The 14,055-nt window shown below is 39.5% G+C and carries 17 protein-coding genes; 1 reads left to right on the forward strand and 16 read right to left on the reverse strand.

Going from position 1 to position 14,055, the window contains the following annotated elements; all coding sequences use genetic code 11:
- Positions 1 to 43: 43 nt before the first annotated feature.
- From ACULLH_RS00185 to ACULLH_RS00220, 8 genes are all read right to left on the reverse strand, one after another.
- Positions 44 to 1,711 carry a formate--tetrahydrofolate ligase gene (locus tag ACULLH_RS00185; protein ID WP_454086699.1) on the reverse strand — a complete coding sequence of 556 codons (1,668 nt, stop codon included), beginning with the start codon at positions 1,709 to 1,711 and terminating at the stop codon, positions 44 to 46.
- Between the two features lie 79 nt (positions 1,712 to 1,790).
- The gene (locus ACULLH_RS00190) at positions 1,791 to 2,315 is read right to left on the reverse strand and encodes a PaaI family thioesterase (RefSeq protein ID WP_454086700.1); all 525 of its coding nucleotides are present in this window, start codon (positions 2,313 to 2,315) and stop codon (positions 1,791 to 1,793) included.
- Between the two features lie 3 nt (positions 2,316 to 2,318).
- Complete coding sequence (locus tag ACULLH_RS00195; RefSeq protein WP_454086701.1) at positions 2,319 to 2,921, reverse strand: DUF1287 domain-containing protein; 603 nt, start codon at positions 2,919 to 2,921, stop codon at positions 2,319 to 2,321.
- A gap of 382 nt (positions 2,922 to 3,303) precedes the next feature.
- The gene (locus tag ACULLH_RS00200) at positions 3,304 to 3,726 is read right to left on the reverse strand and encodes a DUF1801 domain-containing protein (protein ID WP_454086702.1); all 423 of its coding nucleotides are present in this window, start codon (positions 3,724 to 3,726) and stop codon (positions 3,304 to 3,306) included.
- Between the two features lie 4 nt (positions 3,727 to 3,730).
- Complete coding sequence (locus ACULLH_RS00205; RefSeq protein ID WP_454086703.1) at positions 3,731 to 5,140, reverse strand: SUMF1/EgtB/PvdO family nonheme iron enzyme; 1,410 nt, start codon at positions 5,138 to 5,140, stop codon at positions 3,731 to 3,733.
- 132 nt (positions 5,141 to 5,272) lie between these two features.
- The gene (locus ACULLH_RS00210; protein WP_454086704.1) at positions 5,273 to 6,145 is read right to left on the reverse strand and encodes an EamA family transporter; all 873 of its coding nucleotides are present in this window, start codon (positions 6,143 to 6,145) and stop codon (positions 5,273 to 5,275) included.
- A gap of 6 nt (positions 6,146 to 6,151) precedes the next feature.
- A complete protein-coding gene (locus tag ACULLH_RS00215; RefSeq protein ID WP_454086705.1) occupies positions 6,152 to 6,628 on the reverse strand; it encodes a hypothetical protein in 477 nt (158 codons plus the stop codon).
- Between the two features lie 73 nt (positions 6,629 to 6,701).
- The gene (locus ACULLH_RS00220; protein WP_454086706.1) at positions 6,702 to 7,136 is read right to left on the reverse strand and encodes an N-acetyltransferase family protein; all 435 of its coding nucleotides are present in this window, start codon (positions 7,134 to 7,136) and stop codon (positions 6,702 to 6,704) included.
- A 37-nt stretch (positions 7,137 to 7,173) separates the two neighbouring features.
- Here ACULLH_RS00220 and ACULLH_RS00225 point away from each other — a divergent pair, with 37 nt between their 5' ends.
- Positions 7,174 to 7,404 (forward strand): hypothetical protein, encoded by a 231-nt coding sequence (locus ACULLH_RS00225; protein WP_454086707.1) that lies wholly within the window; start codon positions 7,174 to 7,176, stop codon positions 7,402 to 7,404.
- 45 nt (positions 7,405 to 7,449) lie between these two features.
- On the opposite strand, the gene ACULLH_RS00230 is transcribed toward ACULLH_RS00225, so the two are convergent.
- The 8 genes from ACULLH_RS00230 to ACULLH_RS00265 all read right to left on the reverse strand — a co-directional run bounded on the left by ACULLH_RS00230 (position 7,450) and on the right by ACULLH_RS00265 (position 13,934).
- Positions 7,450 to 8,265: a hypothetical protein gene (locus ACULLH_RS00230; RefSeq protein ID WP_454086708.1), complete on the reverse strand. Its 816-nt coding sequence runs from the start codon at positions 8,263 to 8,265 to the stop codon at positions 7,450 to 7,452.
- A 231-nt stretch (positions 8,266 to 8,496) separates the two neighbouring features.
- Entirely contained in the window at positions 8,497 to 8,982 is a 486-nt protein-coding gene (locus ACULLH_RS00235; RefSeq protein ID WP_454086709.1) for a hypothetical protein, read from the reverse strand.
- Between the two features lie 41 nt (positions 8,983 to 9,023).
- Positions 9,024 to 10,208 carry a hypothetical protein gene (locus tag ACULLH_RS00240; protein ID WP_454086710.1) on the reverse strand — a complete coding sequence of 395 codons (1,185 nt, stop codon included), beginning with the start codon at positions 10,206 to 10,208 and terminating at the stop codon, positions 9,024 to 9,026.
- Between the two features lie 189 nt (positions 10,209 to 10,397).
- The gene (locus ACULLH_RS00245) at positions 10,398 to 11,015 is read right to left on the reverse strand and encodes a hypothetical protein (protein WP_454086711.1); all 618 of its coding nucleotides are present in this window, start codon (positions 11,013 to 11,015) and stop codon (positions 10,398 to 10,400) included.
- A gap of 31 nt (positions 11,016 to 11,046) precedes the next feature.
- Entirely contained in the window at positions 11,047 to 11,829 is a 783-nt protein-coding gene (locus ACULLH_RS00250) for a hypothetical protein (RefSeq protein ID WP_454086712.1), read from the reverse strand.
- A 95-nt stretch (positions 11,830 to 11,924) separates the two neighbouring features.
- On the reverse strand, positions 11,925 to 12,467 hold the full coding sequence (locus tag ACULLH_RS00255; protein WP_454086713.1) for a hypothetical protein: 543 nt from the start codon (positions 12,465 to 12,467) through the stop codon (positions 11,925 to 11,927).
- A 106-nt stretch (positions 12,468 to 12,573) separates the two neighbouring features.
- A complete protein-coding gene (locus tag ACULLH_RS00260) occupies positions 12,574 to 13,233 on the reverse strand; it encodes a hypothetical protein (protein ID WP_454086714.1) in 660 nt (219 codons plus the stop codon).
- Between the two features lie 98 nt (positions 13,234 to 13,331).
- The gene (locus ACULLH_RS00265; protein ID WP_454086715.1) at positions 13,332 to 13,934 is read right to left on the reverse strand and encodes a hypothetical protein; all 603 of its coding nucleotides are present in this window, start codon (positions 13,932 to 13,934) and stop codon (positions 13,332 to 13,334) included.
- Between the last annotated feature and the right edge of the window lie 121 nt (positions 13,935 to 14,055).

Here is a 14,055-nt window from a genome sequence, read left to right on the forward strand (position 1 = left end):
ATCCACTCGATGTGACGGAGACGTTGGAGTCAGCTTTAGTTTACTAGAACAACCCAACAATTTCTCCATCATCATTAATGTCGATACCTTCGGACGAAGGATGGGCTGGTAGGCCTGGCATGCGCATAATATCTCCGGTAATGGGGACTAAAAATCCGGCGCCTACGGCTATTTCAATTTCCCGAACAGTAATGATAAAATCCTTGGGGCGGCCCAATAATTTGGGATTATCCGATAAGGATTTTTGGGTCTTGGCAATACAGACCGGAAGATGGTCCAATCCTAGATTGGCGATTTTTCGGAGATGGGCTTTTGCTTTTGAGGTATAGTCCACATGTTCAGCTCCGTAAATCTCCGTAGCAATAGTAGCAATTTTGTCCATGACACTGGATTCCCAGTTATACAGCGGCGTAAAATCAGAAGCTCCTGATTCTACAACATCAATGACATGTTTGGCCAACTCCTCAGCACCTTCACCGCCTTTGGCCCAAACTTCGGCCAAGGCCACACGAACACCTTTCGATGCCGCCAATTCCTTGATTACCTCGATTTCTTCATCCGTATCGGAAACAAATCTGTTGATTGAAATAACCGGAACCACATTGAACTTGGCAATGTTCTCCAAGTGTTTTTCCAAATTGGGCAATCCTTTTTTAAGGGCCTCGACATTGGGTTCGGTCAAGGATTTCAAATCCGCCCCTCCATGATATTTAAGTGCCCGAATCGTCGCTGTGAGCACAACAGCCTTAGGCTTGAGTCCAGCACTTTGACATTTAATATCGAAGAATTTTTCCGCCCCCAGATCAAAACCAAAACCAGCTTCCGTTACCGTATAGTCGGAATACGACATTCCCATTCGGGTGGCAATTACGGAGTTTGTTCCTTGGGCGATATTGGCAAACGGACCTCCATGAATAATGGCGGGATTCCCTTCAATGGTCTGCACCAGATTCGGTTTGATTGCATCTTTTAACAAAGCGGCCATAGCCCCTTCCGCATTCAAATCCCGTGCATAAATGGGTTCCTTATCAAAAGTATAACCAATGAAAATATTCCCTAGCCGTTTTTTCAGGTCACTCAGGTCTTCAGCCAAACACAGAATGGCCATAATCTCGGATGCGGCTGTAATATCAAAACCTGTTTCCCTTGGAATCCCAGAGGTAGTTCCTCCCAAACCAACAATAACATGACGTAGCGAGCGGTCGTTCATGTCCATCACCCGTTTCCAACCTATGGTTCTCGGATCTAGACGCAACGACCTTGTTTTGCTTTGGATATTATTATCGATTACTGCCGACAACAGGTTGTGCGCTTTTTCAATGGCAGCAAAATCCCCAGTAAAATGTAGATTGATATCCTCCATCGGAAGTACTTGCGAATATCCACCCCCTGTGGCGCCACCTTTGATGCCAAAAACAGGTCCCAAAGAAGGTTCGCGAAGCACAACGGTTGTTTTTTTTCCCAAACGATTCAATCCTTCTGTCAAACCGATGGACATGGTCGTCTTTCCTTCCCCGGCCGGGGTCGGCGAAATGGCAGATACCAAAATAAGGTTGCTCTTTTCAGCTTTGGTATTATCAATGGCCTGCAGTGGCAGTTTGGCCTTGTACCTACCATACATTTCTATGGAATCTGGGTCGATTCCAAACTTTTTGGCAATGTTCGAAATAGGTTGTAGGGTAACACCTTTGGCAATTTCCAAATCGGTCATAGGTTGTTCTTTTGAGTTAGTCGAAACGGGTAAAAGCATTCCGTTTTATCTTTACAATATACTACAATCGAGGCAGTTTTTAGCTTCGTTTTTGGGCCCTTTTTTGTTTAAAATACCCCTTGTCCGCAATGTAGATGGTCTTCTTCACCTGACAGAAAATCTTGTTTTTATCCTTGTTGGTAAGATCTGTGGTTTTTATGATCTCCATTTCATTTTGAAGGGCCACTTGGGCCTTGATTTCCTCCAACTCCTCCAAGGTATATTTGAATTCGGCATAGAGCGTTTCCTTGGCAGGGCGTCTAAAGAAAATTTCTGCGGATTTATCCCAAACCACATAATCGGGGCCCAACAGATTGATGAGCTGCACCATGGGAACGGGATCAGTGGCCGAAAACATACTGCCGCCAAAAATAGTGTTCACATAGTTTCGGTTTTTATAGGAAATGGGAAGCTTCATCGTAACCGTCATGAGGTCTTCCGAAACAAAGGTGATTCGACCCGTACTGCGTCGATACATCGGTGAGAAATTGAACCCAAATTTTAGGAGCACATTCTTTTTGAAGAATTTGGAGCTGAAATCCATCAAGGTTTGATACAGGGACATAAGCTATTCGTTTGCAAGTTTGGGTTTGAAGGTATAGTGTCCAATGATTTTAAAATCAAAGAGGATATCTTCCATCACCTGTCCGCGACCGATATTGTGCACGATCAAATGTCGTTTGCCGTCACGTGATTTTTTATCCACCACAATACCGATATGGGTAATGGCCCCGCCCAAGTTCCAACAGACAAGGTCGCCAGGAAGGTAGTCCTTGGCGTTGTTGGTGATTGCCCTTTCAGCACCTTGGCGTCTAAAATAGGTCATCAGGTTGGGTACACGGCGATGGTCGATATTGGTATCGGTCCGGGAAAGGCCCCAATTGTTGGGATAGACGCTAAAGTTGGCCTTCATATCCTCATGGACCTCTTTTTGCAGGTCTATTCCCAGTTTTCGATAGGCCCGGATGACCACATCGGTACAGACACCTTTGCCCTCCGGCACATCGCCATTGGGATAGGGAATGGAAAAATAACTGCCATCATAGGTCACTTGTTGTTGGGTGAGTTCCATCGCGGCCTCCACCAAGTCTGTAGCGGACACCGTAGTTTGTGGCCATGCGAGTTGGCATGTCAACAGAACAAAAGCAACTAAATAACGGGCTTGTTTCATAGTTTGTTCTAAAAATAGGGCAATTGTCACTTTGAGCGTAGTCGGGAAGGGTTAAAATTCTGATAATTCAATGAGACCGTTATTCCTCCCCATGTAAGGGGGAGGTGTCCACCAAAGGTGGGCTGAGAGGGTAAATATCCCTTCCGTATTGGGCACATTGTCACGCTGAGCCTGTCGAAGTGTACAAAAGTATTGCGAAGTCAATCCTTCGACGGGCTCAGGATGACAGCTCGACCTTGCTTGTGATGCAAGTGGATTCAAAAACAGCACAATCGTCAGTTCGAGTGCTTCGACGAAGGAGAAGTGTATCGAGAACCTATTGTAAAAACATCTCGATACAAATTTTCCCTCCTTAAATCGGGAAAATCCACTCGATGTGACGTTATAGACCCAAACTAGGTAAGTGCTTTACTTTGTGGTATTGCAAAGTGGTGCGGATACAGTTTTTGACTTCCTCCACCGGGATTTCATCCTCCAACGGAAAAACGATGGCCCGATTGCCCTCGTAGCTGAACGTATTGCCATAAACCATTTTAAAGGTGGACACCAACATGCTGGAGCATTGAAAATAGAGCGCATATTGATGGGGTGATTTGGCCTTCCAGTCCATACGAAGGGTGCTGCCCCTTGGGGCCAGATAACTGGGTTCGCCCCATTTAAGGGTTTCTTCCAGTTTGTTGATTTCAGGGGTTTCTTGGGCGACTTCGAGCACCAATTGCCGCAAGGTCTCCATTTTACCCCGCACCGAATCGGGGTAGTTTTCAAAAACAACTTTAACCTGTGGATTGGAATTCAGTTCAAACATACAGTCAGTCAATACTTCTTACAAATCTAGTCCCATAGGCATTGTTTCGCATCGCACCGTGCCATCCACCATATCTTCGATAGGCGACCGGACTGAACGGGTTAAATTCATGGTACTCGCGGTCGTAGCTATAGAATCCGCCTCCGCGAAAACCGATACCGCCCTCGGACTCCCCTTGGGGCCAATCTTGCACATCTGCGGCCCCTTCCGGCGACAAACTCCCGTCGCCATGGACACCGGTAAAGGATCTCCCCTTTGGATGCCCAATGGTAATTACCCGTTCCCAAATGCTTCCGGCCAAATCCATGACCCAATAGTGGGAGGCTCCAAAATAATCCTTGGTGGCTTCGGTAAGTTTGGACTCGTCCCAGCCGTTGACCATGATCAAGGTCCTGTTCGGATGCGGAAGTCGCTGTAAGCGTTCCCTACTGTTGGTTCCCCATGGAAAATCATGCGCTTTCGGTGGTTCCGTTCCCCTTGTGGCCTTGGTAAATTCAAATTCGGTCATGGGGCGCAAGCCGGACCAATCGGCAAAGGCCATGGCATCGTCCCATCCCATAAACAGACAAGGTTTATTGGGATAAGGCGTCACATAAACCTCATTTTTCGGGGTTATACTGCCATCTTGGGCATTATAATTTCGTTCAAGATGCAACAATCTCGCAGGGACTTGATCTGCCGATAAGCTATTTAAAAAAGCGGCATATTGCCCCTCCGTAGGTTCATATTTCATCATATAATAGGGCGAAACTCCCTTGGGATAGGAAGAAGGAACGGGCCCCTGCTGGTCGCCCTCATATTTGTATTGACCAGAATTATAGAACAGGTCTCCCGTGGCGGCCACCGTCAACTCTTGATCTTGGGAGGTGATTTTCACCAAGCCCGCTGGTTTTCCTTTTTTATTGGGCGCATAAAAACTACCAAACTCTTGTGCCGCAACGTCAGGGTCGCCCAAGGTAAAACCTCCTTTGGGGATATGGACCATCTCGATGCCGTAGGCATGAAAATACCAGCCACGCTCGCCCACATCGGCAAAACTGGGCCTGTGCAGCATTACTTTTAGGGTGACCTCTACCCGACCCCGAAAGTTGCTGTTGGGTTTTATAAATAGCCCCGTGCCATCTTTGGGAACCTCAAAAACCAGATTGGGATCTTCGGAAAATACCGAAACCACCTTATGCCCGCTTTGCGCCACTTGAATATGTTTATACCCCCCTTTTTCCGAGATGGATTTAAAGAACAGCCACACCGCATCATGGTTTTTAGTGTTGTGCCAGGCATTGTCCCAGCTCAGATTGAACAAGGTATAGGCTTGGCCACCCTCATTATAGAGCATTGGAGTTGAAATTTTAAGGTCGCTGGCCCATAGGGAAAAGCAAAGCACCGAAGCAACAATGGATAGGTAACACTTCATGATAGTTTATTGATTGATGAATAACATAACAAGCAAGGGATTAACCCATTAGCTACTTTTTAAAGGTAATGATTTCGTTGGATTTATCTAAGGTGTGAACCCTAAGCGATACAGCCCGATGGGTTGCCCTTTTTATTTGGCAATGTATATTAAACTTCCGCCGATGATAGAGATCAGTATGCCCACTATTTTGGGCTTGCTTAGATTTTCATTGAGCAACTTATAACCAAGAAAGGCCCCAACAACTATACTTAACTGTCGTAAGCCACCGACGTAAGTCGCCTTGCTCATGGTCAAAGCAGTCAACACCAATATGTAGGTAAAACTATTAAAAAATCCTACTTGGATAATCTTGGACCTATTTTTCCTCCACTCCGTACTGACTTCGAGCTTGGAAAATTTAAAGGACGTGAACAAATTATAGAAAACAGCAATGACCAAAGTATATAGATAGAAATACAGAAAAGGTTCCATTTTGGTTACCGAAACCTTGTCCCAAAGCGTATATCCAGCCACGGCTAGCGCGGCCAACAAGGCATATACACTTCCCTTATTTCCAATGTTTGATAGGATGGTACGCACCCCTTTTTTACTAAAGGCATCCAAGTGCATCACAAACGTGCCCAAGATGATCAGCACAATGGCCATTATGCCAACGGTGTCCACAGTTTCCCCAATAAAAAAATAAGCCAAAACGGGCAAGAAGATGATACTAGATCTGGAAACGGGGTACACCAATGAAAGGTCGCCATATTTATAGGCACTGGACAAAAAGAAATAATTAAAAAATGTGATTACAGCGGCAACAAGAATTAACCAAAGGAAGCTGACCTTAAAGTCAGAAATGGTAAAAAAGTAGATGGCCGGAATCGCAAAAATGGCAGTTTCCGCTATTTTGCTGAGGGCCGTAAAAATGTGCTTGTTTTCAGAGCTTTTGATAAGGTAATTCCAGTAGGCATGCGTAAAAATAGATATCAAAACCAGAATAAAAGGCAGCTTGTCCATAGATTGCTATAGGTTCCAGTTGGCTAATGAATAGCGGTCAGTTTTTAGTAAAATATCAATTTGTTTTTGAATCTCGGTGATATCATCGGTGTTCAGGGGTTCAAAATCGTCATAAAAGCCGGTCTCCCTAAATGGAAATTGACAGGCCTCCCCATATTTCTGAATGGTGGCGCTTTTGGCCCTCCCATAGAGGTGAACGTGCAGAAATGGCCCCTCCGGTTTAAAAACACCCCAGTTGCCATTGTCTTGATAGTTGATACGTCCCACATCAATACCACGATTGTTGAGTCCCACAGTCATGGCTTCTCCGATCAACATGGTCAAGCGCATTTGCTCTATGGCCAATTTGGGGGATAACAAGGTCCTGTCGTTCAACCGAACGATCGGTGCTATTTCTATGTGCCCGCCATCTTTTCGGGTCACCAGTGGAAACTCCACCGCCGTCACTCTAAAATTAGCTGTCTCGTAGATGGGTATTCCCATAGGTTTCTTTGTTTGAAGTTTTGTTTGCTATCCACCCAAGTGGGTTGAGCCTGTTTGTTGGCCGATGCTTTGGTTACGGTTGCTTTATTTTAAAACGGTACATGCCACTCCCCGATTTCTCAAACCCCAGTTTGGTATACAACCGGATGGCACTTTGCCTATGGTTGCCCGTAAAGAGCAGTACCTCCGTTAGCCCTTTTTGTTCGGCGATCTGGAGCAGTTCTTCCATAAGTTTACGGCCAAGGCCCTTACCGCGCGCGTTGACATCCACCACCACATCTTCCACCATACCCTTACTGCCCGAAAGTACATGATAACTGCACATAGAGGCCATACCGATGATTTGGCCGCCCTCTTGGCAATACACCAAGCTTAACTGGTCTTGTTTTTCCATGATCTTGGCCAAAGGGTTGAGTTTAAGATCAGGGTTTAACTGCTTAAACAGGTCTACCATTTGGTTTTCCATTTCTATGGTCAAGTCTTCTTGGGTAAGGCGTTTGATGGTCATTTTTTAGGACTTTGCAACATAAAAATACTACTAATTAGTGGTTACAGAGATCTATTTTAGGGATTACCTTGCTCCTATGTTGACAGCCACACAAATAGAAAACTTAAATGAATGGATCAAGGAAGCTTATGGTTCACCAGAACAGCTGACCAAACAATTGGATGAGCTGATTTTTATGTTGCATTATCTGGAGGAAGAAGTTTTTACCCGAAGGGAAGTGCAAAGTGCAGCAGATTTGCTAAAGCGATTTGGGGAGGTTTTGGGGTGATGTCAAACCAAAGAGAATTTTGGTCATTATAGAGATTAGATAATATTAACTCTCGGAGTCTATTTTATCTTGATATTTTTCTTCCAATTTACTAAACTCATTTTTCAAATCAAGAGAAAGTTGGCCTTCAGATAGTTTCCCATTATCATGAGGAATATTTCTCAAATCCAAAACTTTAGTTCCATTTAAATAAAAATGCAAAGTGATTCTATGAGTTTTATTGATCTTATCAAACTCAAAATATTGGTAAGATTCTGAAAAATTATAGACTAGAACTTCGAAACTCTCTAAAAATGAGATGTTCTTTCCCAAAACTTGACTTGGGTTTTCTGGCCTAAATTTTAATGTGCCTCTGTTAGTATTTTTATTAATTTGTTGATTAGAGAAAGTACCGTCAGTTACAAATCTAAATCGCTCATTTTTTTCATTGAAGAAGGCAATAGCAAAACTAATTCCCATATTACTTTTTAATTCTCCAATGTCTCTATCGGTCGTTTTCTCATCTATGAACATGTGAACCTCAACCGAGTGGATAATCCTAACGCGAGTTTCTAATTCCTTAAGCCTGTCATTTCTTTGCTTTAGAGTTTCATTTAATTCATTTGTTCTTTCCTGTTGTTCTCTAAAAGTTAAGTTTAAAACTCCAACCTCTTCCTCTTGACTCTCAATTTTTGCCTCCAATCCAGCTACTTTTTTTTCTTGTTCTTCTTTCGCTATAATTTCTTTTTCAGTCTTAATTTTTTTAATTTTTTTGTCAATAACAAACTTTGAAATTTGCAATATCCCACCAAGGAAAATGAGGACAATTGCGAATATCTGAATCCAATTCCCAGTACTAATTAAGCCTTCCAAGTCCTGCATTTTGTTTTTTTTTGTTCTCAAACTTTAAAGATTAGAATTCCTTGGCGTCAAAATGATATGATCTAATTGAACTCAATTGTTTATATAAGCCTAAATACATTCCCTACCTAGTCAAATATAACTTATAAACGCCAAAAAATGTAAAGGATATCTGTAATGTTCAAATGTGAAAGTGAAGGTTTTAGGGGACACTAAACCACAATGAATTATAGCCATTGTTGTGTGTAGTTTTTATTGTCTTATTCTTTTTAATTCTACGATACTAAATCTTCTTTCCCCATTATTAGTCATAATTCGAACACTTGCCGGTAAGTTTGGTGGATTTGAGGCTAAAGTACAGTTTGTCATAACTCCTTGTATGCGCTCTTGAACCTCGTCTGAATTGAAATTTCCAATATCGAATGTCAATTCTTTGTGCATTATTTCTGCTAAATTATCTAGTGTGTAGTCCATAGGATTAAAAAACGAAGGTGGATATACTCTTCTTTTCAGAATATCTATAACTTCCGTTCTTGCTTGCTCTCTTGATGGATAGATCAAATTTTCTCCATTAGCATCTTTAAGTTGTTCTCCTAAACTAATTGCGGTAGCTGGCTCATATTTAAAAAAAGCTACAAATTGATTCTCTTGTTCTTCAATTCCGTTTTCAGTTTCTACTCTAACGTTATCAATAGTTAAATAAACTGTTTGTCGATTAATTTCTATTTCCTCTGCCATAATTAATGTTTTCTTTGAGTAAAGGTTAGTTGTAAGGGAATTTATACTGAATTATCAAAATAGTCTTTCCAAAACTTGGCGTTCTCTACGATGCTTTCAGCTACAACATCTGAATCTGAAATATAATCATCCAGCACTTCTATTAGGTCATTTAATTCAATATGAGCAAAATCCATTGTTGTCAAACTATTGATTCCGAGCTTGACTTTTAGTGCTTCTACTATTTCCTTGTTGGAATCGTTTATCTTATTTATACTAGTAAGATTAGTTTTTTCATTATCCAGCAAAAAGCTTAAGCTTGGCAAATCAATTATTTCTTTAGAAGAAATATTTTTTTCTGTGTATAAATAACTTTCGATTTCTCTAAACGATAGAATATCATCAATATCAATCGCATCAAGGTATGTCGATTTGTATCTACTTAGTGGATGCATTTCGTTGTTAAGAGTTATTGTACTATTAAGGTCTACAACAGAAATTATGGCAAAATTATATTGATAATTATCTGGAATAAATTTGTTTAATTCATTTTCAAACCATTTTAAAATTTCTTTGTCCGATAATTTTTGGTCAATTTTATTTGGTGGTATAATACAAACTCCGCCACCAATGTTCTTTGCCCCAACGTGTGGATAAAATTGTTCTTTTATATAGTAATAGTTTGTGTCTTCTAGATTTTTTTGTAGAACAATAATGCGAAATTTTTTATCAAATTTTAAGAGTATATCCGCTTTTGATATGTTCTTTTCTTTAAGAGTATAATTGATTTTATTCAAAAGTTTTCTATACTCAAGTTGCTTTTGTTCTTGCAATTCTGCTTGAGTTTTCGATTGCACTATAGATTCATTAGCCAACTGTAGTTTTTGTTCAAGTCCTTCATTAATTAATTTCATTTTTTGGCCACTGTGAGCTTTGGAAATTTCAGATTTCTTTAAAAACCAAATCATTATTGTGAAAATAATGGAAAGTGTAAGCACTAGTTTTCCACCTTGTATTAGAAATACCTCGCAGAATCTTAACAAATAATACCAAAAGCCATTTGGAAATTCAATCTTTAATTCAGCTATTAATTCAGTTAGTTCCTTGTTACTTGCCCAAGCCGTTGCCTCTCCAAGCGTGATTATAATTAAAGAGTATAGAATGAAATTTAGAGTTTTCTTGCGAAGAAAATAATCTATTATTTTAAATATTAATTTTTCAAAAAAATCTCCTAATCCTTTCAGCATTCTTTAATTTCTGTTGATATCACCAGGTTTAAACAATTACACACAACTTGTTTATAGAGATGTAAAATACATCCCTACACCTTCAAATATAGCGTATAAACGCCAAAACTTGTAAGGGATATCTGTACTATTTGGTATTAAGGTGAAGGGTAAAAGGGTGGTGCTAGACCAAAATGTGTTTTGCCAGGGTTATGCGTAAGTTTCTTTTAGCTTGTTGATTTCAGTTATCAGTTCAGATTTTTGAGCGTCAGTCAATTCGTTAAATAATTTGACCTTTTTTCCTTTATAATCGAATAGAATTTCACCCATTATATGGCTAAACAATAGCTTTCTGTAAAGCGCTCCATTCAGCAAGATTTTGTCGAAAAGCGATAAGGAAGTTTCGTCCACGGCACTTCGGAGGTTCACTACCTGTGCCAACTCAAAAACTTTTGCTTTTGTTAGGAAGGTTCCCCGCTTGGTCAATGTCATTTTACCATTGTCTATCCGCAATTCTTGTCGTCCCCTAAGCAACCATAGGAATTGTCGCAATCCTATTAGCGCCACAATAGGATGAACAACAAAAAAGATAAGGATAAATCCCGGCGAAATTTCGGTTCCGTTGATATAACTTTCAATAAACCCGCTAAAAAACAGTCCGCAAGAAAATAAGGTAAAGACAAGCGAAATAAATGAATTTCGCGAGTTGTTCAGCGCAAATAAGCCATCCTTTTTTGCCTCACACACAAACTTTTTCCTGTTCAATCCGAAAATAAAAACTCGGGTGTAGTGGTAGAAAATAGTCAGTACTGTGTTTTTAGTGCTCATTGTGGGTTATAGCTGTACTTGTACACAGTAATTATTTCATCAATTCTATTTGAAACTTTGTGGCGTCAAAAGCAACTTTCAGACCTCTTATACTGGGGTCCGATTTATGCTTTTCAAATAGTTCTGTAAGGTAATTAGTTTGACTGGCAACTTTTTCATTTTCTCTTTTGAAAATGAAATTCTTCAAAAGAATCAGATTGGCCATGATATTATCAGAAACAGTCGCATCACCATCGGTGAGAACTTCATCGATCAACCCTTTTATTTTGGTATCATTTTCTGATAGTTCATCAAAGAGATAGGCATTGGCCAAGTCAGATCTGGTCATGTTTGAATAGTCATTTTGATTGGACATGTCCTTTCTGTACGTCATTTTATCTCCGTTAAGGAAATACCATCTTGTATAGGAATCATTCTCTATTTTGATTTCTTTTTCAAAGAATTTTTTCTTGGCATTCCAGTTTGTAAAAGCAATGAACAGTTCGGTTCCATCATCTTTCTTAAATATGGCAAACCTAATTAAGTACTTACTTTCTCCCGGTTTTTCGATTTCAATAGTAAGTTTGTTTTCTACCGAGACATATTTTTTTATTGCTCTGAGTATTTTGGAAACATCTTTCGGGCTTGCTTCAGGAAACAGATTCTCTCTCAAAAACAAATCGATGTATAAATAATGGGTCAAATAAAAATCGTCCATTTTCAGATAATTGGTTTCTTCTAAATTGTCCGATTTGATTTTTATTTTTCCAGATTGAGAATGTCCGACAGTAAGGCAACAGATTAAAATAAAAAGTGTGATGATTTTTTTAAGCATTCCAGTGATTTATATTGTGTAGGGCGCCATTGCTATCATTTGTCACGGCGTTGACGGTTTATCGGTTTGAAGTTAGGGAGAAAATTAGGTATAAATTATTGCCTTTGTTGTAGCACGTTTTTTTCTTTTTCAAACCATTCAAGTGCAATGGTTCTTATCTTATTTCTATAAAATTTTGTCCATTTAGTTTTGAGATTTTCATCTTCAAGCCCATTGGTTAAATATTCCATTTCAACTCCAGCCTTTATTCCTTTTTTATAGAATTCAATCCCATAGTTCTCGGTAGAGTCAACCAAGGATTCGTAGTTCCTGTTAAGTTCTTCTTTGAAATCTCTATTTGAATCAATAAAGTCAGACATAATTTCAAATCGTTGTTCTTTCGTCAATCTTGGAATGGAAATATGCGTGTCGTAATTTTTTTCTTTTGCTATAATCGCCTCTTTTACATCTCTTTCTTGATCTTTGGATAATCCCGAGTTATAATCAGATTTGCATTCCGAAACCAATGAGTGGTCAAAAATGTGCACTCCAATCACCTTCAAATCCCTCTTTCTCAGAAAGAAAGTTTCATTCATTGAGGCAAATGAGTAGGCGAAAGCCGAAATCAAGACCTCTATATCAGTGTTTTGCTCTTTCATTTTAATGTGCTAACGTTCTCGGCTATAATTTCGTTGTGAGGTTGGTGGTTTATCGGTTTGAAGTTAGGAAGAAAGTTGGAATGGATTGTGGTTGTTCCTGTCAGTTTTACTCCACCCGATATTTTACACTAATACTCTTTCTTAAAACGCCTTCATCCGATATAAAAGTTGTAGTAACATCAAGGACAGCATCACCACGGGACAATAGTTTTTCCATAAAACTGGAGAAAACCGTCTCAGAAGCTTTTGTTTCGGAAATTTCGATTAGATCCACAATTTTCAAGCTTTTCGTTCTCTCAAGCAGTTCAGCTCTCTTATCGGCCTTTTCAAGCAACTTTTTATAAATTCTTTCCTCGGTCGATTCATTTTGCTCATAGTTTGTTCGAGCCAAATTATATTCTATTCCCTCTGTTAGTTCAAGGTTTTGCAGAAATTCCTGTTTCTCTTCTAGGCTTGGCACAAACACCATGTAACTTTTAGGTACATTTCCTGCTAATGCCGCATAAACCACATTGAATTGATTTTCTTCAAACCTTAGACCAGTGCTTTCTAGAAATTCCAAAACCTTTTTATTGGACTGCTTTATTGTTTCAGTCCGTTTTTTGTTGTTATCCTGGCCGAAATCAAAATCAGTATCGCCAGAAATTGCATATTCAAATGATAATGGCTTCAGCATTATCGTGTCCTTGACCAATACTTCAATGGATTTTTCTTGAGAAAATCCAAGCGATGAAATAAGTAGGAAAGCAAAAATTAGTTTTTTCATTGATTGATTAAAATTGTGTATGACTTGCTTCTATGGATGTAAAATACATCTTTATATTTCCAAATAGAAGGTTTTAGCCGTGGTTGTGAGCTGCTTTTTTAGTCGGTATCCGTAATATCGATAAGATAAAGCTCATTTTTTCTTACATCAAAAATAGCAATAGAGAAGTCCCAAGCGATATCGAAAAACCATTCTGCCGATTTCACCACAAATTGGAAACAATTAAATTCATCAAAACGATTTTCGAATTCATTCTCCACAAAATCAACTCCAATTTTCCAAGCTTCCTGGGGATTGATACTTTTATAAGCACCTCCAACAGCTAATGTTCGAGCTAAAATTGAAGGAACATCATAGATGTCAGTCCAATAATTCACCAACTCAACCTTTGGTTTATTCTCTTTTATTTTAAGATTTATTCGATATTCATTTAAATCGTCGTGTCTAATAGCCTTTCTGACAAACTTAATTTCATCTAATCTATTTCTTGACGAAAACCAGTCAAAATGTAGGTTGCTTTCCACTTTGAACTTGTGAAATTGCGCTCCTCCATTGGAATGAGTTTCATTCAATTTTGATTTAAGCTTTAGAGCAGCTTCTGACCAATTATTTAATGGTATAAATTTTATAGTTTTCCAGAGATCAGTGATTTCTTGTGCCGTAGGTCTTCTCTGGTTCCAATCTATTTTAAGCTCATTCATTTTTAATAATTGGGTAAAACTTTAAAATACATCCTTATACTTTCAAATATAGTTTATATGAGGAAGTGGAGGTTTTGGGGTGATGCTAAAGCAAAATGGGTAATGGTCATTGTTGCAAAAC

The organism is Flagellimonas sp. 2504JD4-2, from assembly GCF_053642935.1.